This window comes from Tropicibacter oceani (assembly GCF_029958925.1).
Taxonomy (GTDB): Bacteria; Pseudomonadota; Alphaproteobacteria; order Rhodobacterales; family Rhodobacteraceae; genus Pacificoceanicola; species Pacificoceanicola oceani.
Genome location: NZ_CP124616.1, coordinates 2,341,643 through 2,364,596 on the forward strand (window position 1 = coordinate 2,341,643; position 22,954 = coordinate 2,364,596).

General features: G+C 65.9%; 21 protein-coding genes. 15 read left to right on the top strand and 6 right to left on the bottom strand.

What is annotated here, in order from left to right; genetic code table 11:
• Positions 1 to 40 precede the first annotated feature (40 nt).
• Positions 41 to 1,003, top strand: a complete 963-nt coding sequence (locus QF118_RS11315) for a DUF3179 domain-containing protein (protein ID WP_282299168.1) — start codon at positions 41 to 43, stop codon at positions 1,001 to 1,003.
• Here the strand turns inward: QF118_RS11315 and QF118_RS11320 are convergent.
• Both QF118_RS11320 and tyrS read right to left on the bottom strand, forming a co-directional pair.
• Positions 1,000 to 1,878: a GNAT family N-acetyltransferase gene (locus QF118_RS11320; RefSeq protein WP_282299169.1), complete on the bottom strand. Its 879-nt coding sequence runs from the start codon at positions 1,876 to 1,878 to the stop codon at positions 1,000 to 1,002. The two genes, QF118_RS11315 and QF118_RS11320, sit on opposite strands and share 4 nt — an antisense overlap.
• A gap of 210 nt (positions 1,879 to 2,088) precedes the next feature.
• On the bottom strand, positions 2,089 to 3,339 hold the full coding sequence (gene tyrS / locus QF118_RS11325; RefSeq protein ID WP_282299170.1) for a tyrosine--tRNA ligase: 1,251 nt from the start codon (positions 3,337 to 3,339) through the stop codon (positions 2,089 to 2,091).
• 100 nt (positions 3,340 to 3,439) lie between these two features.
• On the opposite strand from tyrS, the gene QF118_RS11330 reads away from it, so the two are divergent.
• Positions 3,440 to 4,498 carry an anhydro-N-acetylmuramic acid kinase gene (locus QF118_RS11330; protein WP_282302465.1) on the top strand — a complete coding sequence of 353 codons (1,059 nt, stop codon included), beginning with the start codon at positions 3,440 to 3,442 and terminating at the stop codon, positions 4,496 to 4,498.
• A gap of 312 nt (positions 4,499 to 4,810) precedes the next feature.
• Here the strand turns inward: QF118_RS11330 and moaA are convergent, their stop codons facing one another.
• Complete coding sequence (moaA, locus tag QF118_RS11335; RefSeq protein ID WP_282299171.1) at positions 4,811 to 5,818, bottom strand: GTP 3',8-cyclase MoaA; 1,008 nt, start codon at positions 5,816 to 5,818, stop codon at positions 4,811 to 4,813.
• A gap of 86 nt (positions 5,819 to 5,904) precedes the next feature.
• Between moaA and QF118_RS11340 the strand changes: the two genes are divergently transcribed.
• Positions 5,905 to 6,408 (top strand): hypothetical protein, encoded by a 504-nt coding sequence (locus tag QF118_RS11340; RefSeq protein WP_282299172.1) that lies wholly within the window; start codon positions 5,905 to 5,907, stop codon positions 6,406 to 6,408.
• Here the strand turns inward: QF118_RS11340 and QF118_RS11345 are convergent.
• From QF118_RS11345 to glmU, 3 genes are all read right to left on the bottom strand, one after another.
• Positions 6,393 to 7,079 (bottom strand): DNA alkylation repair protein, encoded by a 687-nt coding sequence (locus QF118_RS11345; protein ID WP_282299173.1) that lies wholly within the window; start codon positions 7,077 to 7,079, stop codon positions 6,393 to 6,395. The two genes, QF118_RS11340 and QF118_RS11345, sit on opposite strands and share 16 nt — an antisense overlap.
• Positions 7,080 to 7,164: 85 nt before the next feature.
• Entirely contained in the window at positions 7,165 to 8,982 is a 1,818-nt protein-coding gene (glmS, locus tag QF118_RS11350) for a glutamine--fructose-6-phosphate transaminase (isomerizing) (protein WP_282299174.1), read from the bottom strand.
• Positions 8,982 to 10,337 carry a bifunctional UDP-N-acetylglucosamine diphosphorylase/glucosamine-1-phosphate N-acetyltransferase GlmU gene (glmU, locus tag QF118_RS11355; protein WP_282299175.1) on the bottom strand — a complete coding sequence of 452 codons (1,356 nt, stop codon included), beginning with the start codon at positions 10,335 to 10,337 and terminating at the stop codon, positions 8,982 to 8,984. Before glmU ends, glmS begins: the two co-directional genes overlap by 1 nt.
• Positions 10,338 to 10,469: 132 nt before the next feature.
• On the opposite strand from glmU, the gene QF118_RS11360 reads away from it, so the two are divergent.
• From QF118_RS11360 to QF118_RS11415, 12 genes are all read left to right on the top strand, one after another.
• Positions 10,470 to 11,132, top strand: coding sequence for an HAD-IA family hydrolase (locus tag QF118_RS11360; RefSeq protein WP_282299176.1), 663 nt, complete (start codon positions 10,470 to 10,472; stop codon positions 11,130 to 11,132).
• Between the two features lie 170 nt (positions 11,133 to 11,302).
• Positions 11,303 to 12,496, top strand: coding sequence for a DegT/DnrJ/EryC1/StrS family aminotransferase (locus QF118_RS11365; protein WP_282299177.1), 1,194 nt, complete (start codon positions 11,303 to 11,305; stop codon positions 12,494 to 12,496).
• 128 nt (positions 12,497 to 12,624) lie between these two features.
• Entirely contained in the window at positions 12,625 to 13,788 is a 1,164-nt protein-coding gene (locus QF118_RS11370) for an isovaleryl-CoA dehydrogenase (RefSeq protein WP_282299178.1), read from the top strand.
• A 3-nt stretch (positions 13,789 to 13,791) separates the two neighbouring features.
• Positions 13,792 to 14,109, top strand: coding sequence for a hypothetical protein (locus QF118_RS11375; protein ID WP_282299179.1), 318 nt, complete (start codon positions 13,792 to 13,794; stop codon positions 14,107 to 14,109).
• A gap of 55 nt (positions 14,110 to 14,164) precedes the next feature.
• Positions 14,165 to 15,715 (top strand): AMP-binding protein, encoded by a 1,551-nt coding sequence (locus tag QF118_RS11380; RefSeq protein WP_282302466.1) that lies wholly within the window; start codon positions 14,165 to 14,167, stop codon positions 15,713 to 15,715.
• A complete protein-coding gene (locus QF118_RS11385; RefSeq protein ID WP_282299180.1) occupies positions 15,712 to 16,290 on the top strand; it encodes a hypothetical protein in 579 nt (192 codons plus the stop codon). The genes QF118_RS11380 and QF118_RS11385 overlap by 4 nt, the downstream gene beginning before the upstream one ends.
• Positions 16,291 to 16,318: 28 nt before the next feature.
• Complete coding sequence (locus QF118_RS11390) at positions 16,319 to 17,923, top strand: carboxyl transferase domain-containing protein (RefSeq protein ID WP_282299181.1); 1,605 nt, start codon at positions 16,319 to 16,321, stop codon at positions 17,921 to 17,923.
• Positions 17,924 to 18,068: 145 nt separating this feature from the next.
• Positions 18,069 to 20,006 carry an acetyl/propionyl/methylcrotonyl-CoA carboxylase subunit alpha gene (locus tag QF118_RS11395; protein ID WP_282299182.1) on the top strand — a complete coding sequence of 646 codons (1,938 nt, stop codon included), beginning with the start codon at positions 18,069 to 18,071 and terminating at the stop codon, positions 20,004 to 20,006.
• The gene (locus tag QF118_RS11400) at positions 20,003 to 20,680 is read left to right on the top strand and encodes a glutathione S-transferase family protein (protein WP_282299183.1); all 678 of its coding nucleotides are present in this window, start codon (positions 20,003 to 20,005) and stop codon (positions 20,678 to 20,680) included. The genes QF118_RS11395 and QF118_RS11400 overlap by 4 nt, the downstream gene beginning before the upstream one ends.
• Before the next feature lie 36 nt (positions 20,681 to 20,716).
• On the top strand, positions 20,717 to 21,589 hold the full coding sequence (locus QF118_RS11405) for a hydroxymethylglutaryl-CoA lyase (protein ID WP_282299184.1): 873 nt from the start codon (positions 20,717 to 20,719) through the stop codon (positions 21,587 to 21,589).
• Positions 21,582 to 22,364, top strand: a complete 783-nt coding sequence (locus QF118_RS11410; protein WP_282299185.1) for a crotonase/enoyl-CoA hydratase family protein — start codon at positions 21,582 to 21,584, stop codon at positions 22,362 to 22,364. The genes QF118_RS11405 and QF118_RS11410 overlap by 8 nt, the downstream gene beginning before the upstream one ends.
• 49 nt (positions 22,365 to 22,413) lie before the next feature.
• Positions 22,414 to 22,953 (top strand): hypothetical protein, encoded by a 540-nt coding sequence (locus tag QF118_RS11415; RefSeq protein WP_282299186.1) that lies wholly within the window; start codon positions 22,414 to 22,416, stop codon positions 22,951 to 22,953.
• Position 22,954: the final 1 nt, after the last annotated feature.

Genomic DNA, 22,954 nt, shown 5'->3' on the forward strand with positions numbered 1-22,954 from the left:
GGGTCTGGCCGGGCATGCTGGGGGCTGGGAGGATGGGATCATGCGCTTTGTTTTGGCTTGGGCTTTTTGCTTGTTCGGAGCGGCGGCGCTGGCTGATCCGGCGTTCTGGAAACACGAGTGGCCGAGGACGGATTTTGGCAAGACCTCGGTCGGGAACTGGGTCGAGGTGATTTCGGGCGGCCCGCCCCGGGATGGCATTCCGGCGCTGAGCGATCCGGTCATGGTTGCGGTGACGCAGCATGACGGGCTGGCAAGGAATGAGCCGGTGATCGCGCTGGAGATCGAGGGGCAGGCCGCGCGGGCCTATCCGATCCGCTATCTGACCTGGCATGAGATCGTGAACGATGTGGTCGGCGGGGTGCCGGTGGCCGTGACCTTTTGCCCGCTGTGCAATTCGGCGCTGACCTTTGATCGGCGCGTGGGCGGCAGGGTGTTGGAGTTCGGTGTCTCGGGCAAGCTGCGCAATTCCGACATGATCATGTTCGACCGGCAGACCGAAAGCTGGTGGCAACAGGCCATCGGCACCGGGATTGTCGGCGAGATGACCGGGGTGGAATTGGACGCCTTGCCCAGTTGGATGGAGAATTGGGGGGCCTTCGTGGCGCGCAATCCCGATGGGCTGGTCATGGCTGAACCCGCCGCGCGGCGGCCCTACGGCCAGAACCCCTATCGCGGTTATGACACGTCCCATCGGCCGTTTCTTTACTCGGGAGAGATGCCGCCGCATGGCATTGCGCCGCTGATGCGGGTGATCCGGGTGGGTTCGCGGGCCTGGCCGATGGACAGGTTGGCGGCAGAGGGTGAGATCCGTGAGGCGGGTGTGCGGATCAGCTGGCAGGCCGGGCAGGCCTCGGCGCTGGATGCGGCGGTGATTGCCGATGGGCGGGATGTCGGCTCGGTCCGGGTGCGGGACGGGCAGGGGCGTGATCTGCCGCATGACGTGATGTTTGCCTTTGCCTTTCACGCCTTCTGGCCCGAGGGGCAGTGGATGCTGGGGCGCTAGGCGGCCAGCCGCATCGGCAGCCTGCGGGCGATCGGCGCCAGCGCGCCATAGTGCAGCCAGCTGCCGCCAAGGCGATGCGTCTGCGCGCCTGTGCCCAGCTTGAACCGGGCCAGGCCGGGGGCGTCCTGCGTGTTGATCGTGCCAAGGTCGAGCAGGCTGTGGCCCTGATCGGCCAGCGCGGTCATGGCGGTGAACAGCGCCAGGTTCATCGCCGAGTGTTTGCGGCCTTCGGGGGTGACATGGCCCATCTGCCAGGTCGCCATGCGCCCATGGCGCAGCATCAGAACGGCGGCCAGCGGCTGGCCCTTCTGGTTGACCTCCCACAGCTGGGCCTTGCCGGGATTGGCGCGGGCAAAGGCCAGGGCAAAGCCGGGGGGCAGGCTGCGATAGCCCTTTTTGCGGGCCTGAGCGGCCTCGGCCGTCAGCAGCCAGTGGCCCGAGGACAGGGCGTGGCGCGTCACCCGCAGACCGGCGCCCATCGCCCGGTTCAACCGGTTGCGCCATTTCTGCTGCAAGCCCGCGCGCAGCGCTGCGCCGGGGCCAAGCGGCAGCAGGGCCAGGCTTGCGGGGGTCATCAGCGGCCAAAAGCCCGCTTGGCGCAGCGCTTCGGGGGGCAAACCGTCGGAATTGAGCAGCAGGGGCCGCCCGTCCTGCCATCGTTGAAAGCGGTCCAGCCAGTCGGGCAGGCAGGCCGGATCGCGCGCCACCGGCCCGCGCGAGATCATGTCGACCCGCCCCAGCGGGCCGAAATTGCGGGACTGGACCTGCCAGACAAGGGAAAGTTCGCCCCCCGATTCGCGCTGCATCCTGCGGATCGGCAAGCCAAGCGCATCGCAGGTGCGGGCAAATTCGGGGGATTGGGGCAGGGGAAGCATCAGATCGCACATAAGCGCATTAACGCGATGGAAAGTTTCCCCGTGGTTAATGGCGCCATGGAAAAGACGATTGCCCCCAGACCCAAACCCACCACGGGCGCCGCGCTGTTGCTGGCGCTGGTCCTGTCACTGCCCTTTGCGGTCCTCGCGCTGCTGGATCTTGTGGTCTAGCCGCAGGCGCGCAACCCGGGGGCCGCGCGCCTTGTTGGTTCAGCCCAGCTTGACCAGGGCGTGACGCTTTTTGCCGGCGCTCAGCTTGATCGGTTCGGCAAGCGCGGCCGCGTCCAGCACCAGCCCGGCGTCGCCCAGCAGTTCGTCATCCAGTCGCGCGCCTTGTTCGGCGATCAGCCGCTTGGCGTCCTTGCCGGATTTGGCCAGACCCGAGCGCACCAGAAGCTGCACGATGGAGATGCCATCGCCGATTTCCTCGGCGCTCAGCGACAGGGTCGGCAGATCGTCCCCGACGCCGCCCTTTTCAAAGACCTCGCGCGCGGTCGCCTCGGCCGCGGCCGCCGCCTCGGCGCCGTGGCACAGGGTCGTGACCTCGTTGGCCAGAACGATCTTGGCCTCGTTGATGTCGGACCCTTGCAGCGCGCCAAGGCGCTCGCAGTCTTCCAACGGCAGCTCGGTATAAAGCTTGAGAAAGCGGCCCACATCGGCATCGGTGGTGTTGCGCCAGAATTGCCAGAACTCGTAGGGCGCGCACATGTCGGCGTTCAGCCAGACCGCGCCGTTCAGCGACTTGCCCATCTTCTTGCCGTCCGAGGTGGTCAGCAAGGGCGAGGTCAACCCATAGATCTCGTGATCCAGCACCCGGCGGGTCAGGTCGATCCCGTTGACGATATTGCCCCACTGATCGCTGCCGCCCATCTGCAGAAGACAGCCATAACGGCGGTTCAGCTCAAGGAAATCATAGGCTTGCAGGATCATGTAGTTGAATTCGAGAAAGCTCAGCGATTGTTCGCGGTCCAGCCGGGATTTCACCGATTCAAACGACAGCATCCGGTTGACGGAAAAATGCCGCCCGATGTCGCGCAGGAAATCAAGGTAGTTCAGCCCGTCCAGCCATTCGGCATTGTTCAGCATCAGGGCGGGCGTGTCGGCCCGGTCGTAATCAAGGTACTTGGCAAAGACCTGCTTGATCCCGGCGATGTTGTCGTCGATTTGATCGGGCGTCAGCAGCGGGCGCTCCTCGGCGCGAAAGCTGGGATCGCCCACCTTGGTGGTGCCGCCGCCCATCAGCGTGATCGGCTGGTGACCGGTCTTTTGCAGCCAGCGCAGCATCATGATCTGGATCAGGCTGCCCACGTGCAGGGACTTGGCCGTCGCGTCAAAGCCGATATAAGCCGGGACCACACCCTGCACCAGGGCGTCGTCCAACGCCTGATAATCGGTGCAATCGGCCAGAAAGCCGCGTTCCATCATGACGCGCATGAAGTCCGATTTGGGATGGTAGGTCATAGGCTCACCTCTGTATACGCAAGTGAAGGCACCTATAGAAGGCACGAGGGCGAAGGTGAAGAGCAAGTTGGGAGCAGAGCCGATCTGGGCGCTTGGGGCAATGTCGGGAACCTCGCTGGACGGGGTCGATGCGGCGATGATCCGCACCAACGGCGAAGAGATTTTCGAATTCGGCCCGTCCGACTACCGCCCCTATTCCGAGGCCGAACGCGCGGCCCTGCGCGCGGCGCTGGGGTGCTGGCAGGGCGACGATCTGGGCGATGCGCCCGAGGTCTGCCAGCGCGCGCACCTTGATGTTCTGTCGGGCTTTGAGGGCGCGCAGATTGTCGGGTTTCACGGGCAGACGCTGGCGCATGACCCGGCCGGACGCGGCACCCATCAGATGGGCGACGGCGCGGCCCTGGCCGAGGCGCTTGGCCTGCCGGTGGTCTGGGATTTTCGCAGCGCCGACGTGGCGCTTGGCGGGCAGGGCGCACCTCTGGCGCCCTTCTACCACTTTGCCTGCGCCAAATGGATCGGCGCCGATGCACCGCTGGCCTTTCTGAACCTTGGCGGCGTGGGCAACCTGACCTGGGTCGACCCGACCAAGGCGCGCCCGCAGGACGATGGGGCGCTGCTGGCCTTTGACACCGGCCCGGCCAATGCTCCGCTGAACGATCTGGTGGCGCAGCGGCTGGGGCTGGATTGCGATCGCGACGGCGCCCTTGCCCGCAAGGGCCGCGTCGAGGAAGGCGCGCTCGAGCTGTTCCTCGAAGAGGCGTTCTTTCGCAAGATGCCGCCCAAGTCGCTGGATCGGGACGATTTTTCCCTGATGCTGGATCTGGTGCGAGAACTGGGCGATGCCGATGCCGCCGCCACGATGACAGCCATGGCGGCCACGGCGGTGATGCAGGGGATGGAGCATTGCCCATCGCCGCCATCCCGTGTGCTGGTCACCGGCGGCGGGCGGCACAACCCCGTGATGATGCGTATGCTGGCCGCTAGCCTGGATTGCCCGGTCGAAGCCATCGAAACCGTCGGCCTTGATGGCGACATGCTCGAAGCGCAGGCCTTTGCCTTTCTGGCGGTGCGCGTGGCGCGGGGCCTTCCGACCTCGGCCCCCGGCACCACCGGAGTCGCGGCTCCGGTCGGCGGCGGGCAGATCAGTCGACCAGAGTGATCCGCGCCCCAAGGAACGGTCCTGCGGCCCGTTGTGCCTCCGGCGGGGATATTTTTGGCAATTGGAAACAAGGGGGGCGGGAAAGGACAGCCTGCGGACACAAAGTTCCAGGCAGGCTGTCCGAAGCACTTGGCTTCCACTTGCACGGTCATCGGCGTCCCCGCCTGTACCGCACGTCCACTAAAGGGCATTAACGTTAATATCGCGTTTCCAATTGCCACAAATATCCTCGGGGGTCTGGGGGCAGACAGCCCCCAGCCTTGGCCGTGGAAAATCGACGCTCGGGGCGTAAGCGCCCCTTGGCCAACCCTGTCAGCCGCCGGTATGGCTCATGTGGCGGGACACCCGGCCATCCACGCTCTGACGCGAATAGTCGAAATCGTGGCCCTTGGGTTTCAATGCGATGGCGGCACGAATGGCCTCTTCCAGCACCGCGTTGTCGCCCGGATGGTTGCGCAGCGCTCCGCGCAGGTCGGCCATGTCCTCCTGGCCAAGGCACATGAACAATTCCCCGGTGCAGGTCAGGCGCACGCGGTTGCAGCTTTCGCAGAAATTATGGGTCAGCGGCGTGATAAAGCCGATCTTCTGCCCGGTTTCCTCCAGCCGCACATAGCGCGCAGGCCCGCCCGTGCGGTCAGGCAGATCGGTCAGCGTATAGTGCTCGGCCAGCCGCGCGCGCAGGTCGGACAGCTTCCAGTACTGGTCCAGGCGCGCCTCGTTGCCGATGTCGCCCATCGGCATGACCTCGATCCAGGTCAGGTCCATGTCCCGGTCGGCGCACCATTCGGTCATGCTCAGAAGCTCGTCCTCGTTGAAGCCTTTCAGCGCCACCGCATTGATCTTGATCCGCAGACCGGCATTCTGCGCCGCGTCGATCCCTTTGAGAACCTGCGGCAACCGCCCCCAGCGCGTGATGTCGGCGAATTTCGCCTCGTCCAGCGTGTCCATCGATACGTTCACCCGGCGCACGCCCGCATCGAACAGGTCCCCGGCAAAGCGTTCCAGCTGCGATCCGTTGGTCGTCAGCGTCAACTCTTGTAACGCGCCCGAGTCCAGGTGCCGCGTCATGGCGCGGAAGAAGGTCAGGATATCGCGCCGCACCAGCGGCTCACCGCCCGTGATCCGCAGTTTTTCCACCCCGAGGCCGACAAAGGTCGAACACATGCGGTCCAACTCCTCCAGCGTCAGCAGTTCTTTCTTGGGCAAAAAGGTCATGTTCTCGGACATGCAATAGACGCAGCGAAAATCGCAGCGGTCGGTGACCGAGACGCGCAGATACGAGATCGGGCGCTGGAAGGGATCTATCAAAGGTGCTGTCATGGAATTGAACCTAGTCCTCGGCGGATATATGAGCAAGTGTGGCGATCAATTTGTACAGGGGCGACCAAGGTCGTAGGGTTCACGGTATGAAAGCAGCACTCATCACGTTCATGGCCTTTGGCCTGTCGGCCTGCGGCAACGGCATCTTTGCCGCCAAGCCCGTGTCGCAAACCCCGCCCGTCGCGGTGTCGGACGACCAGCCGCGCCCGCAATCGCGCCCCGAAACCCTGAGCGCCGCGCCAAAACCGCCCGCCAATGCCCGCACAGTCGAGGATTTCGACACCACCACCGCCGAAGAACGGCAACAGGCCGCCGCCGCCCCCGAACCGGTGGGCGAACGCAAGCTGGGCGAAACCGTCGCTTCGCTGGGGGACGTGTCCAAGCCGGGCTTCTGGCTGGAAACGCCGCTGGTCAGCGCGGCCACAAAAGGGCGAATCCTTTACCCTGGATCGGGCAAATCGGCACAGGTCGATCTGATCCCGATCGACGGCCCTGCCACCGCCGGCAGCCGGATTTCCCTGGCCGCGATGCGCCTGATCGAGGCGCCTCTGACCGATCTGCCCACCATCGAAGTCTACGCCGGCGGCTGAAGGAATTTACCAGCCTCGCGCCGGGCAAAGCTCTTCATCTGCGCGCAATGCGCCTCCAGAAAGGCGCGGGCGCGCCCTTCGTCGTGTTTCGACAGATCGCGTATCCACCAGGCCACGGCCTTCTGGATGAACCACTCGGGGTCGCTGACATAGCCCGCCGCCCAGCCCAGCACCCGGTCGCGAATGGCCAGGTCCTGCTCGGACGGGAAGTTCTGCTTGGTCCAGGGCAGGGTGATCACCAACGCCGCGCGCCTGGTCCACATATGGTCCGCCCGGGTCCATGCCTCGACCTCGTCCAGCCGCGCCGGATCGGCCACCAGCCTCCGCGCCCCGGCGGAACAGACGTGATCGGCAATCGCCCAGGCATCGAACTGCGGCACCCAGGACGCGATCAAAGCCCAGACCGCGCCATCGTCCTTGATCCGCGCCTGGGTCAGCAGCTTGGCCGCCGCGATGCGTGCCTCGTGGATGTCGCTGCGCCACAGCGCGTCGGCCAGGGCCACGCGCGCCTCCAGGCTCAGCGCCTGCCGCCATTGCTGCGTCAGATCGTTGATCGCCGGATTGGGGGCGCCCAGATAGACGCGCGGCGCCTTGTGATAGGCCGCGTTGCCTTCGGCGCGCTCGGGATCGGCCTTAGCCCGTAGGGCGCTCAGCGCGTCATCAAGATCCATCAGGTCCCCGTTTCTTTGTGCCAAAAATATCCCGGGGGAGTCGCGCCAGCGACGGGGGCAGCGCCCCCATCGCAACCGTCAAAGCTCACTCCACCGTCACCGATTTGGCCAGGTTGCGCGGCTGGTCCACGTCCGTGCCCTTGGCGATGGCCGCGTGATAGGCCAGCAACTGCGCGGGCAGGGCATAGAGCAGCGGCGTCAGTTCTTCGCGTACTTCGGGCATGACGATCGTCTGCCAGACGTCCTCTCCGGCGGCCTTGGCCCCGGCGGCGTCGGTGATCAGGCAGACCTTGCCGCCACGCGCCATGACCTCCTGCATGTTCGACACGGTCTTGTCGAACAGCGAATCCCGCGGTGCCAGAACCACCACCGGCACGTTCTTGTCGATCAGCGCGATCGGCCCGTGCTTCAGTTCGCCCGATGCATAAGCTTCTGCGTGGATGTAACTGATTTCCTTCAGTTTCAATGCGCCTTCCAGCGCCAGGGGGTACATCAGCCCGCGGCCCAGGAACAGCACGTCACGCGCTTCGGCGATCTGGCGGGCGGCCTTGGCGATCACCTCGTCGCGGTCCAGCGCGATGTTGAAGACGCCGGGCAAGGCGCGCAGCGCCTCCATGAATTCGTGCAGGCCGTCATCGTCTATGCGGCCGCGCGACTGCGCTGCTTTCAGCGCCAGCAGCAGCAGAGCGTTCAACTGGCAGGTAAAGGCCTTGGTTGAGGCGACGCCAATCTCGGCGCCAGCATGGATCGGCAGGGCCAGGTCGCTTTCCCGCGCGATCGAGGAGGTTTCGACGTTGATCACCGACACGATCTTGTCGGCCTTGCCCTGGCAATAGCGCAGCGCCGCCAGGGTGTCGGCGGTTTCGCCCGATTGGCTGACGAACAGCGCCACGGTGCCCGGGGTAATCGGCGGTTCGCGATAGCGGAATTCCGATGCGATATCGACCTCAACCGGGATGCCCGCCAGCCGTTCGAACCAGTATTTCGCGGTCAGGCAGGCATAAAAGGCGGTGCCGCAGGCGACCATGACCAGCCGCTCGATCTTGTCAAAGTCCAGCCCCGGTTCGGGCAGGGCGATGCCGGTTTCGGTCAGATAGGCGGACAGAGCGCCCGACAGCACGCTGGGCTGTTCGGCGATTTCCTTGGCCATGAAGTGTTTGTAGCCGGCCTTGTCGACGCGGGCGGCGTCCATCTGGATGGTCTTGACCTCGCGGTTGACCAGGCGGCCGGCCTCGTCGGTGATCTCCACCCCGGCGCGGGTCAGAACCGCACGGTCGCCTTCTTCGAGATAGGTGATCTGGTCGGTCAGCGGCGCCAGCGCGATGGCGTCCGAGCCGACGAACATTTCCCCATCCCCATGGCCGATGGCCAGCGGCGAGCCCTTGCGCGCGGCGATCATCAGATCCTCTTCGCCGTCGAACAGGAAGGCCAGGGCAAAGGCGCCTTCCAGCCGGTCGACGGTCTGCATCGCGGCCTCGGTCGGGGATTTGCCCTGGGACATCAGGTGCTGGGCCAGCAGCGCCACGGTTTCGGTGTCGGTTTCGGTCTGCGGCTGATACCCGGCCTCGGCCAGTTCGGCGCGCAATTCCTTGTAATTCTCGATTATGCCGTTGTGCACCACGGCGACCGGGCCGGCCTGATGCGGGTGGGCGTTTGCCTCGGACGGGGCGCCATGCGTCGCCCAGCGGGTATGGCCGATGCCAGACTTGCCGGGCAGGGCGTTGTGCACCAGCAGATCGGACAGGTTTACCAGCTTGCCAACCGCGCGGCGTCTGTCAAGATGACCGTTGTTGATGGTCGCGATTCCGGCGCTGTCATAGCCGCGATATTCCAGTCTGCGCAGCGCCTCGACAAGGCTGGGCGCCACTTCGTGAATTCCAAGTATCCCTACAATACCGCACATTATTCGGCTTCCTTAATCTGTTTGGCCTTCTTGGCCTTCAACATATTGAACAATTTCGTTGCAAGGCCGGGTTTGACCTCTTGCCGTGCGCGGGCCACGGCCAGCGCCCCTGCGGGCACGTCCGACGTAATGGTCGATCCGCTGGCCGTCATCGCGCCGTCGCCGATGGTGACGGGCGCCACCAGCATGCTGTCCGACCCGATAAAGGCATCCTGTCCGATGGTGGTCTTGTGCTTGAAGACTCCATCGTAATTGCAGGTGATCGTGCCCGCGCCGATGTTGCTGCGCGCGCCGATTTCAGCATCACCCAGATAGGTCAGGTGGTTCGCCTTGGCCCCCTGGTGCATCACGGTGTTCTTGACCTCGACAAAGTTGCCGACGTGCACGTCCTCGGACAGCTCGGCGCCCGGGCGCAGGCGGGCAAAGGGCCCGACGATGGCGCCGCGCGACACATGCGCGCCCTCAAGATGCGAAAACGCCCGGATGCGCGCGCCGCTTTCGACGGTGACGCCGGGGCCGAAGATGACGTTGGGTTCGATCTCGGCGTCGCGGCCGATGTAGGTGTCCCAGGCCAGGTAGACGGTGTCGGGGGCCTGCAGGGCGACGCCCTCGGCCAGCATCTCGGCGCGGCGGCGGGTCTGGAACAGCGCCTCGGCGGCGGCCAGTTCGGCGCGCGAATTGACGCCCAGGGTTTCGGCCTCGTCGCAGCGCACGACGCTGGCGGACAGCCCGCGCGCGCGGGCAATCTCGATGATGTCGGTCAGGTAATATTCGCCGCTGGCATTGTCATTGCCGACGGCGGCGATCAGGTCGAACAGGATCTCGGCCTTGGCGGCGACAACGCCGGAATTGCAAAGGGTTACGGCGCGTTCCTGATCTGTCGCATCCTTGAATTCGACGATCCGTTCCAGCGCATCGCCATTGGTGATCAGGCGGCCGTAGCGGCCCGGATCGGCGGCATCGAAGCCCAGCACGACGACATCGTGTTGCTTGCGGGCCTCAAGCATCGCGGCAAGGGTATCCTCGCTGATAAAAGGCGTGTCGCCGTAAAGCACGATGGCATCGCCGCCAAAGCCCTGCAGCGCGGGCTGCGCCTGGGCCACGGCATGGGCGGTGCCCAGCTGTTCGGACTGGATCACCACCTGCGCGGCGGGGTCATAATCCAGCGCCGAGGCCTGAACCATATCGGCCTGGTGACCGGCGACGACGACGCAGGCGTCGGGTTCCAGCGAACGCCCGGCGCGCATGGCGTGCCAGAGCATCGGCGCATGGGCAATCTTGTGCAGAACCTTGGGCAGGTCCGATTCCATACGCGTGCCTTTGCCCGCCGCCAGAATGATGAGGGCTGTGCTCATGGCCTCTTTCCCGTTTGTTTTTCTGTCGGCCCCGTTTTATCCGGTTATGGCCGGGGGGCAAGCGGGCATTGCTCACGCTTGATTTCGGCATGTGACAGGGGTGCGCCCCCATATTTAGCAGGAGGGCGGCCGATGCGCTGCGTGATTTTCGATCTGGACGGAACGCTTGCAGATACCAGCGGCGATCTGATTGCCGCCGCCAACCATTGCTTTGAGGCGATGGGACAGGACGTGCGGCTGGATCCGGCGCGCGATGCCGGCATCGCGCTGCGCGGCGGGCGGGCAATGCTGACCGCCGGACTGACGCGGGCCGGACAGCTGAGCGACGATCTGCTGGACCGATGGTATCCCGAGTTGCTGGACGCCTATGGCGCGGCTTTGGATGTGCACACACGGCTGTACCCCGGCGCAATCGAGGCTGTCGAGGCGCTGCGCGCGGGCGGCTATGCGGTCGGGGTTTGCACCAACAAACCCGAGCGGCTGGCCGAGGCCTTGTTGCAAAGTCTTGGGGTGCGCGGGCTGTTCGGGTCGATGATCGGGGCGGATACGCTGCCGACGCGCAAGCCGGACGTGGCGCCCTATTGGGCGGCGGTGGATCGCTGCGGCGGGCGGCGCGAGGCGTCCTTGATCGTCGGGGACAGCGACACCGACCGCAATACCGCCGCGGCGGCCGGGGTGCCCGCGATTCTGGTGACCTTTGCGCCGGGCGGGCAGGCCGTGCGCGATCTGCGCCCCGAAGGGGTGATCGAGCATTTCGACGAGTTGGGCGGCGAGGTTGCGCGCCTGATCGGCTGACGGTGCGCGGGCGCGCGGGCAGGAGCCTCCGGCGGGGATATTTGCAGCAATTGGAAGCGGCGGGGCGGCGCCTGGCCATCGGGCCGGGGCCGGGTTGGCGGTGCGAAGGCGACGCGGGGCTGTCGCGGATGTGGATTGACCCGCGCGCGTGAAACCCGCATGAAATGGCCATGAGCACGCGTTTTACAGGGAATTTCACCCAGCAGGAGCCGATCCCCGAGGAGGGGATCGAGGCCGCCATGGCGGTGCTGCGCCACGGCCGCCTGCACCGCTACAACACCGCCCCCGGCGAGGTGGCGCAGACCGCGCTGCTGGAACAGGAGTTCGCGGATTTTACCGGGGCGAAATACGCGCTGGCGGTGGCCTCGGGGGGCTATGCGCTGGGATGCGCCTTGCGGGCGGTTGGGGTAAAGCCGGGCGACCGGGTGCTGACCAATGCCTTTACCCTGGCACCGGTGCCGGGGGCGATTGCCGCGGTGGGGGCTGTGCCGGTCTTTGTCGGCGTGACCGAGGGGCTGGTGATCGACCTGGATGATCTGGAAGCCAAGGCGGATCAGGCGCGGGTGCTGATGCTGAGCCACATGCGCGGTCATTTGTGCGACATGGACCGGCTGATGGCGATCTGCGACGCCGCCGGGATCACGGTGATCGAGGATTGCGCCCATACCATGGGGGCGACGTGGAACGGCAAGGCTTCGGGGCGGTTTGGCGCGGTGGGCTGTTATTCCACCCAGACCTACAAGCACATCAATTCGGGCGAGGGCGGGTTCCTGGTGACCGATGACGATGAGATCGCCGCCCGCGCGGTGATGTTGTCGGGGTCTTACATGCTGTACGAACGGCATCTGGCCGCGCCGGGGGCTGACGTCTTTGAGGCGGTCAAATATGACACGCCCAACGTGTCGGGCCGCATGGACAACCTGCGCGCGGCGATCTTGCGGCCGCAACTGGCGGCGTTGCCGCAGCAGGTGGTGCGGTGGAACGACCGCTATGGGGTGGTCGAACAGGGGGTTCGCGGCACGCCCGGCGTGACGGTGATCGACCGCGATGCGCGTGCGCGATTTGTCGGATCGTCGATCCAGTTCCTGCTGCTCGATTGGCCGGCTGACAAGGTGCAAGAGGCGCTGCGCCGCTGCGCCGCCCGCGGGGTCGAGCTGAAGTGGTTCGGCGGCGCCGAGCCGGTGGGCTTTACCAGCCGCTATGACAGCTGGCGCTATGCCCCCAGCCAGCCGATGCCGCAAAGCGACCGAATCCTGCGCGGGTTGATCGACATGCGCCTGCCTTTGACCTTTTCGCTGGAGGATTGCGCGTTGATCGCCAGCATTCTGCGGGACGAGCTGGGCGCGGTTTTCCAGGCCGCGTGACCCGTCAGGCCACGTGGCGGCGCGGGCCGGGCGCATTGATCGCGCGATTTCGCGGCTCTGACTTGACCCGACTCGCGGAACCCGCTTAAATGAACGCGTGTTCAATAAGCGCGGGGAGGCGCTCAGGCATGTTTCTGGCCAGCATGAAATTCGATCTGGGCGAGGATGTGAGCGCCCTGCAGGAAATGGTGCACAAATGGGCGCAGGAGCGGGTCAAACCGATCGCCGCCCAAGTGGACCAGACCAATGAATTCCCCAATGAGCTGTGGCGCGAGATGGGCGATCTGGGCCTTTTGGGCATCACCACCCCCGAAGAATACGGCGGCGCGGGCATGTCCTATCTGGCGCATGTCATCGCGGTCGAGGAAATCGCCCGGGCCAGCGCATCGGTGTCGCTGTCCTATGGCGCGCATTCCAACCTGTGCGTCAACCAGATCAAGCTGAACGGCACCGAAGCGCAAAAGCACAAGTACCTGCCGGGGCTGATCGCGGGCACCCATGTCGGCGCCCTGGCGATGAGCGAGCCGGGGGCCGGTTCGGACGTGGTCAGCATGAAGCTGCGGGCCGAGAAGAAGAACGGCTATTACACGCTGAACGGCAACAAATACTGGATCACCAACGGACCTGACGCCGACACTCTGGTGGTTTATGCCAAGACCGACCCAGAGGCCGGGTCCAAGGGCATCACTGCCTTCATCGTCGAAAAGTCGATGAAGGGGTTCAGCACCTCGAAGCATTTCGACAAGCTGGGGATGCGCGGCAGCAACACCGCCGAGCTGATCTTTGACGATGTCGAAGTGCCCTTTGAAAACGTGCTGGGCGAAGAGGGGCGCGGCGTGCGCGTGCTGATGTCGGGGCTTGATTATGAACGCGTCGTGCTGGCGGGCATCGGTACCGGGATCATGGCGGCCTGTCTGGATGAAATCATGCCCTACATGGTCGAACGCAAGCAGTTCGGGCAGTCGATCGGGGATTTCCAGCTGATGCAGGGCAAGATCGCCGACATGTACACCAAGATGAACAGCGCCCGCGCCTATGTCTACGAGGTCGCCCGGGCCTGTGATCGCGGGCAGGTGACGCGTCAGGACGCCGCCGCCTGCTGTCTTTATGCCTCGGAGGAGGCGATGGTCGTTGCCCACCAGGCGGTGCAGGCCATGGGCGGGGCGGGCTTTCTGGCCGATGCGCCGGTGGCGCGGATCTTCCGCGATGCCAAGCTGATGGAGATCGGTGCAGGCACCAGCGAAATCCGCCGGATGCTGGTCGGGCGCGAACTGATGGCGGCGATGCGCTAGGCAATGCCGCGCTGGCTGTGGTTCCTGCCGGTTGCGCTGGTCGTCCTTCTGGGCGCGCTCATGGCGTTTCGGTTGGGCTGGATCGCGGCCAACCTGACTGAGTCCGAGGCGATTGCCGCCTATGCCGCCCGTTTCGCGGCGCAAGAGGGCGCCGGGGTCGAGAACTGGGATTGCCTTGGCCGCCCGGGAGAGGCGGTCTGGCTGGTCATCCGCTGCGGCACGGCCGCGCGCTATTGGGAATACCAGGTGAACCGCTTTGGCGGGCTGGTCGGGATCATCGGCCCGTCGCAGGGCCAGAATGGGGGGAGGCCAAGAACATGATCGCAGCACCATGCCCCCGGCACCGCCCGGCCCGTCCGGCGACGGACGGCCCTCGATGCTGACGCGCGGCGGGTCATATGATGCACTCTGCGCGGGCTTTCGCTGGCCACGTCCCGAGCGTTTGAACATGGCCGCGCAGGTCTGTGACGACTGGGCCAGCGCGCAGCCCGGTCGCACCGCGATCATCGACCTGTCCGAGGGGCGGGCAGAGGTGACCTATGGCGATCTGCGGCGCATGGCCGACACGCTTGCCCGGGATTTGCAGCAGCGCGGGATCACGCGCGGCGACCGGGTTGGCGTTCTGCGCTCGCAAGGGGGCTGGTGCGCGGCGGCCCATATCGCGATCTGGAAGCTGGGCGCGATTTCCATCCCGTTGTTCAAGCTGTTCCGCCATGACGCGCTGGCCGCGCGGGTCGGGGATGCAGGGGCGCGGGTGATCGTCACCGATGACGAAGGCGCGGCCATGGTTGCGGGGCTGGACGGGGTTCAGGCGCTGCTGCCCGAGGCGCTGACACTGTCGGACACGGCTGTCGAGCCTGTCGATTGCACCCCCGAGGACCCCGCCGTTCTGATCTATACCAGCGGCACCACCGGCAGCGCCAAGGGCGCGCTGCACGCGCATCGGGTGTTGACCGGGCATTTGCCTGGCGTCGAGGTCAGCCATGATTTTCTGGGGCAAAAGGGCGACGTGCTTTGGACTCCGGCGGACTGGGCCTGGATTGGCGGGCTGTTCGATGTGCTGATGCCGGGGCTTTGCCTTGGCGTGCCGGTTGTCGCCGCCCGCCTGCCGAAATTCACCGTCCCCGAATGCCTGCGCATCATCCGCGACGGCGGCGTGCGCAACGTGTTTTTCCCGCCCACCGCGCTGCGGATGCTGCGGGCCGAAGACGCGCGGATCGACGGCCTGCGCAGCGTCGCCAGCGGCGGCGAGCCTTTGGGCGCCGAAATGCTGGCCTGGGCGCGCGAGGCGCTTGGCGTCACGATCAACGAATTCTACGGCCAGACCGAATGCAACATGGTCGCCTCGTCCTGCGGCGCGCTGTTCCCGCCGCGCCCGGGCTGCATCGGCAAAGCGGTTCCGGGCTTTGATCTGGCGGTGCTGGACGATCACGGCCAGCCGACCCATGGCGAAGGCGACATCGCGGTGCGGCGCGGCGCGGCCTCGATGATGCTGGGCTATTGGAACCGCCCCGAACAGACCGCCGAAAAGTTCTGCGGCGACTGGATGCTGACCGGGGATCGCGGCATCTGGGACGGCGGCTATCTGCGCTTTGTCGGGCGCGAGGATGACGTGATCACCAGCGCCGGCTACCGCATCGGCCCCGCCGAGATCGAGGACTGCCTGCTGACCCATCCTTGCGTCGCCACGGCGGGCGTGGTCGGCAAACCGGACGCGCTGCGCACCGAGGTGGTCAAGGCCTATGTGGTGCTGAAACCGGGCGCGCAAGCCAGCGCGCAGGACCTTCAGGCATGGGTCAAGGATCGTCTTGCAAGCTATTCCTATCCAAGGGAAATCGCCTTTGTCGAGGCCTTGCCGATGACGGTGACGGGCAAGGTGATCCGCAAGGCGCTGAAGGCGCGCGCCGCGGCCGAGGGCACGACATGAGGGGCCGGATCACAGCCGTTATCCTTGCGCTGGCCGCGCCTGTCGCCGCGCAGGAAGACTTGCCCGATTTCGCCACCTGCATGGACATGGAAATCGCCCGGTTCGAACGCGCCCTGCAACGCCACCGAGAAGGCCCCGAAGCGGACAGCTTCGAGATCGGTGATGTGCGCGGCGTCGAATACTGCGGCACCGTGGGGATTGTCCTGTGCGATCGCTCGGACGCGCCCTTGCCCTGCCAGCACGCGCTGGCGGGAAAGCAGGACGCCTTGTCGGATCAGGTGCGCGCCACGTTGCCTGAACCGCAAACCGTGGCCGGGCAGGGCGAAGCCCCGCTTTATGCCGCGCTGCACGCCATGGCGCAGGACCGCTCCGCCGGGCCCGATTGCGAGGGCGATACGCCTGTGATGGCGGCCTGGTGCCAGGCCCGCGAAGCCAACCACCGGTTGAAAAGCGCGGTCTCGGCCTGGCAGCTGGCCCGCTATCTGGACGCAGCGCCCGATGCCATCACCGCGGGCTGGGCGCGCGTGCCGCCCCCCACGCGCCCCAAGGCGCGGACAGAAAAGGACAAGGGATGACCCCCGATCTCGCAAAAGGAGCCAGCACATGCGGCTGACATCGTCATATCTCGCCGGGTCGGAAACGGCCCGCAGCAACCGCGAGGCGCATCTTGAGGCGCTGCGCGAAATCGCCGAGGCGGCGGCACTGGCCGCCGAAGGCGGCGGGGCAAAGTCGCGCGAACGCCACGTGGCGCGGGGCAAGATGCTGCCGCGCGAACGGGTGGCCAACCTGCTCGATCCCGGCGCGCCCTTCCTTGAAATCGGCGCGACGGCGGCGCATGGCCTGTATGACGGCGCGGCGCCGGCGGCGGGCATGATCGCCGGCATCGGCATGGTGATGGGCCGTCAGGTCATGGTCGTGTGCAACGACGCCACCGTGAAGGGCGGCACCTATTACCCGCTGTCGGTCAAGAAACACCTGCGCGCGCAGGAGATCGCCGAGGAAAACCATCTGCCCTGCATCTACCTGGTGGATTCGGGCGGCGCCAACCTGCCCAACCAGGATGAGGTGTTCCCCGACCGCGATCACTTTGGCCGCATCTTCTACAACCAGGCCAGGATGAGCGCCAAGGGCATTGCCCAGATCGCCGTGGTCATGGGGTCGTGTACCGCAGGCGGCGCCTATGTGCCCGCCATGTCCGATGTGTCGATCATCGTGCGCGAACAGGGTACGATCTTTCTGGCCGGGCCGCCGCTGGTCAAGGCCGCCACAGGCGAGGTCGTCACCGCCGAGGATCTGGGCGGCGGCGATGTCCACACCCGCCTGTCGGGCGTGGCCGACTACCTGGCCGAAGACGACGCCCATGCGCTGGCCCTGGCGCGGCAGGCGGTTCGCGGCCTTGGCGCGCCGCACCGCCCCGACCTGCCGATCATCGCCGCCGAAGACCCGGCCTATGACCCCGAGGAAATCCTTGGCGTGGTCCCCGGCGATCTGCGCACCCCCTATGATATCCGCGAGGTCATCGCCCGCATCACCGACGGCTCGTGCTTTGACGAATTCAAGGCGCGCTTTGGTGAAACGCTGGTGACCGGCTTTGCCCATGTTGAGGGCATGCCCTGCGGCATCGTCGCCAACAACGGCGTGCTGTTTTCCGAGGCCGCCCAGAAGGGCGCGCATTTCGTTGAACTTTGCAGCCAGCGCCGCATCCCGCTGGTGTTCCTGCAAAACATCACCGGCTTCATGGTCGGCCGCAAATACGAAAACGAAGGCATCGCCCGCCACGGCGCCAAGATGGTCACCGCCGTGGCCAGCACCAATGTCCCCAAGATCACCCTGTTGGTCGGCGGCTCGTTTGGCGCGGGCAACTATGGCATGGCGGGCCGGGCCTATCAGCCGCGCTTCCTGTGGACCTGGCCCAACAGCCGCATTTCGGTGATGGGCGGCCCGCAGGCAGCCGGTGTTCTGGCCACCGTCAAACGCGACGCGATCGAACGCCAGGGCGGCACATGGTCCGCCGAGGAAGAGGCCGAATTCAAACGCCCCACCATCGAGATGTTCGAACGCCAGTCGCACCCGCTTTATGCCAGCGCCCGGCTTTGGGACGATGGCATCATCGACCCGCGCAAGACCCGCGCCACGCTGGCCCTGTCGCTGCGCGCCGCGCTGAACGCCCCGATCGAGGAAACGCGCTTTGGCGTGTTCCGGATGTGAGGCGTGCATGGCGGGCGTCGGAATTGAGTATTTTTGCCAAGAAGAAGCAGGGGCGCCGCGCCTTTCGTTTCCATTTGCACCAAATATCCCCGGGGGTCCGGGGGCAGGCAGCCCCCGGCGGGCCAGCAGACAAGGAGTCTGACCCATGTTTGACACGATCCTGATCGCCAATCGCGGCGAAATCGCCTGCCGGGTTATCGAAACCGCCCGCGCCATGGGGCTGCGCTGCGTTGCGGTCCATTCCACCGCCGATGCCGCGTCGAAACACGTTCAGATGGCGGATGAGGCCGTCTGCATCGGCGATCCGGCCCCGGCGGACAGCTATCTGCGCGGCGATCGCATCATTGCGGCGGCCCTGGCCACCGGTGCGCAGGCGATCCATCCGGGCTATGGCTTTTTGTCGGAAAACCCTGGTTTCGTCGATCAGGTGACGGCGGCGGGGCTGGTGTTCATTGGCCCTTCGGCGGATGCGATCCGCAAGATGGGCCTCAAGGATGCCGCCAAGGCGCTGATGGAGCAGGCCGGCGTGCCGGTGGTGCCGGGCTATCACGGCGCCGATCAGGACCCCGGGCATCTTGAGCTTGAGGCCTCAAAGATCGGTTATCCCGTGCTGATCAAGGCCGTGGCGGGTGGCGGCGGCAAGGGCATGCGCTTGGTCGAACGCCCCGAGGGTTTCGTCGATGGGTTGGAGCGCGCCAAGGCCGAGGCGCGCACATCCTTTGGCAATGACGCCGTGTTGATCGAGAAATACGTCACCCAGCCGCGTCATATCGAGGTGCAGGTTTTTGGTGATGGAACCCGCGCGGTGCATCTGTTCGAACGCGATTGTTCGCTGCAGCGCCGTCACCAGAAGGTCATCGAAGAGGCCCCCGCGCCGGGCATGACCGAAGACATGCGCGCCGCCATGGGCGCCGCCGCCGTGCGCGCTGCCGAGGCGATCGGCTACAAGGGCGCGGGGACGGTCGAATTCATTGTCGACGGATCAAACGGGCTGCGCGCCGATGGGTTCTGGTTCATGGAGATGAACACCCGCCTGCAGGTGGAACACCCGGTGACCGAGGCGATCACCGGTGTCGATCTGGTGGAATGGCAGATCCGGGTGGCGGCGGGCGAATCCTTGCCCTGCGCGCAAGAGGATCTGAGCATCACCGGCCATGCCTTTGAGGCGCGGCTATATGCCGAGGATGTCCCGGCGGGCTTTCTGCCCGCCACCGGGCGGCTGGCGCATCTGGGCTTTCCTGCGGACGTGCGGGCCGACAGCGGTGTCCGTTCGGGCGACAGCATCAGCCCGTTTTACGATCCGATGATCGCCAAGCTGATCGTGCATGGCCCGACGCGGGCGGTTGCCTTGCAGAAACTGGCGCGCGGGCTGGCGGGCACGCAGGTGGCCGGAACCGTGACCAACCTTGCCTTTCTGGGGGCCTTGGCGGGGCACAAGGGGTTTGCCGCAGGTGAGGTCGATACCGGGTTGATCGGGCGTGATCTTGCGGGGTTGACAGAGGCGCCTGTGGTGACGTCTGCGGTCTTGGCGCAGGCGGCCTTGTGGGCTGCGGGGCTTGAGACCCCGGGCGCATGGGATCGCGGGTTCACCCTGTGGCAGCCTTTGGAGCGGACGGTTGTGTTGCACCGGGGCGAGGATATGCCGTGTGTGCTGCGTATCATGGGTCCCGGACGGGCCGAGATTGCCGTGCCGGGGGCCGTTGTTCAGGCTGTCCATCGCGGCGGGCGCTGGTGGTTCGATGACCAGCCGGCGGCGCAGGCGCATTGTGCCGGGGGGCGGGTGACGGTCTTTGCCAGCTATGGCATCGGTTTTGATGTTGTTGACCCCTTGGAGCGCGCCGCCGAGGCGGCGGGCGGTGACGGGCTGACCCTTGCGCCGATGCCGGGGCGGGTGGTGTCGGTTCATGTCCATGCGGGGCAGGTGGTGCAGGCGGGGGATCGTCTGGCGGTGCTTGAGGCAATGAAGATGGAGCATACGCTGGTGGCTGGGCTGGATGGCACCGTGGCCGAGGTTCTGGTGAAAGACGGTGATCAGGTCGAGGCGGGCGCGCCGCTGATCCGGCTTGAGGAGGAAGAGGCATGATCAGACTGCATCACGTGCAATACGGGCGGTCGTTCCGGGTGCTTTGGCTGCTGGAGGAAATCGGGGTCGACCGGTTTGGCGGGCTCGAGATTGTCGAGCACCGCATTGGCAGCAAGGAAATGCGAGAGGGGGATCTGCCGCGATTGTCGCCCGCCGTGCGCATCCCGGCGATCGAGATGGACGGGCTGGAGATGGCCGAAAGCGGCGCGATCGTGGAATACCTGACCGAAAGCCATGCGCCGGAGCTGGGCCGCGCGCCGGGGGATGCGGAGCGGCCCGCCTATCTGCAATGGATCCACTTTTCCGAAACCCAGGCCAGCCTGATCGAGACGCTGAACCTGATGCATCTGTTCCTGCGCCCGCCCGCAAAGCCGGACCCGGTGCTGTGCAAGCTGATGGCGGCGCGGCTGAAGGGGACCCTGGCGGGGATGGAGGCGCGGTTGCAGGGCGAGTGGTTGTTGCCGTCGGGCTTTTCCTCGGCAGATATCATGATGGGATTCAACCTGTTCGCCGCGCCTTACTATGTGAAGATGGACGATTTTCCGCGTCTTCGGGCCTATAAAGACCGGATCGAGGCGCGCCCGGCCTATCAGCGTGCAGTCGAGCGCGAGGGGCCGCAGCGGTTTTATGCGCAGGAGTTCTATCCGGTGCCGGACGCCCGGGATCAGGGTTGAAATGAGTATTTGGACCAAGAAGAAGCAGGGGGCGTGATGGCGCAGCGGGTCGAGATTTTCGAGGTGGGACCGCGGGACGGGCTTCAGAACGAAGCGCGGCAGATCCCGACGGCGGACAAGATCGCGCTGGTCGATTGTTTGAGCCTTGCGGGGTTTGCGCGGATCGAATGCGCCAGTTTCGTCAGCCCCAAGTGGGTGCCGCAGATGGCCGATAGCGGCGCGGTTCTGGAGGGGATCAACCGCGCGCCGGGGGTGTCCTATGCGGCGCTGACGCCGAACATGACGGGGCTTGAACGGGCGATTGCCGCCAAGGCCGACGAGGTGGCGATCTTTGGGTCAGCCTCGGAGGGGTTTTCCAAGGCCAATATCAACGCGAGTATTGCCGAAAGCCTTGAGCGCTTTCGCCCGGTGGCAGACGCTGCGAAGGCTGTGGGATTGCCGGTGCGCGGCTATGTGTCTTGCGTGGTGGAATGCCCCTATGACGGGGTTGTGGCGCCGGGGGATGTGGCCCGGGTGGTGGCGGCCCTGCGCGACATGGGATGCTACGAAGTCTCGCTTGGCGACACCATCGGGCGGGGGCGCCCCGAGGCGGTCGATGCCATGCTGGCGGCGGTCTTGCAGGAGCTGCCCGCCGCGCAGCTGGCGGGGCATTTCCATGACACCGGCGGGCGGGCCTTGGAGAATATCGAGGTGTCGCTGGCGCGGGGCCTTCGGGTGTTCGATGCTGCCGTTGGTGGCCTTGGCGGCTGTCCTTATGCGCCGGGGGCGGCCGGAAACGTGGCGACCGAAGCGGTGCATGACCGGCTGGTTGCCCTTGGCTATGACACGGGGCTGGACCGCGCGGTTCTGGACAAGGCCGCGGGCATGGCGCGGGCGATGCGTGGACAACAGGAGGGCCGGGATGGCTGATCTGATCGAGGTGACGCGCGACGGGCGCGGAGTGGCGACCATCTGGCTGGCGCGCGAGGACAAGCACAACGCGCTGTCCGCGCAGATGATGCAGGAGCTGGAAGCCGAGGCGAAAGCGCTGGCGCAGGAAGACGGCGTGCGGGTGGTCGTGTTGGCCGCAAAGGGCAAGACGTTCTGCGCGGGCGGCGATCTGGCCTGGATGCGCGCGCAGTTCGATATGGATGCCGCCACGCGCCGCACCGAATCGGCGCGCATCGCCACGGCGCTTGGGGCGCTGTACGATCTGCCGCAGCCTTTGATCGGGCGGCTGCAGGGCAATGCCTTTGGCGGCGGTGTCGGGTTTGCGTCGGTCTGTGATGTGACGATCGGGGTGGAGAGCCTGAAAATGGCGCTGACCGAGGTCAAGCTGGGGCTGATCCCGGCCAACATCGGCCCTTACGTTTTGGCCCGGATGGGGGCGAAGAACGCGCGAGAAGTCTTTATGAATGCCAAGGTTTTTGGCGCAGATGAGGCGGTGCGCCTGGGTCTTCTAAGCCGCGCCGTGCCGTTTGAGGATCTGGACGCGGCGGTCGAGGCGGAAATCGCGCCCTATCTGAGTTGCGCCCCCGGCGCCGTGCGCGATGCCAAGCGGCTGATCCGCGATCTGGCGGGCGGCGTGACGCAGGCGCAGGTCGACCTGGCCATCGACGCATTGGCCGCGCGCTGGGAAACCGACGAGGCGCGCGAGGGGATCGGCGCCTTTCTGGACAAACGGCCCGCCCCTTGGGCACAGTGACCGCCAGCAGACCGGATGGCGTCTGCGCGCCCCTTGAAAGGAGCCGGCCATGAAGGTCCCGCTATTGGCCGCCTGCCTTTTGCTGATCGCCCTGGCCCAGGGCGCCATGGCGCAGGACATCCGGTTGCAGCGCAGGGCCTGCCAGACCCTCGAGGCCGTGGATTGGCGGGTGGATCCGGTGGCGATGTATTCCATCGCCCTGGGCTGTGTGCGCAAGGGCCGCTTTGACGATGCCATCGGCTATATGACCATCGGCGGGGCGCAGATGCATTTCGACGCCCAAAGGGTGCTTGATCCCAGTGCGGGGGCGGTGAATGGCGCGTTGAACCATGCGTTTTACGTGGCATTGTCGAAAAAGCAGCGGACAATCCTTGGACAGGCCTTTGAGCGCGCCCAGCAGGGCGGGCTGTTCGAAGCGCGGCTTTGCGCGCTGCTGAACGGGGTCAAGGCACCGCTGCACGATCCGGGCTACATGATCCGCCACGGGCTGTGGCAGTTCACCCAGCCGCAGGCCAAGCCGCTGAAACCGGATTTTCGCGCCAAGGCGGCCTGGCGCAAGACAAGGCGCAGCTTCATGCAGTGCACATGAG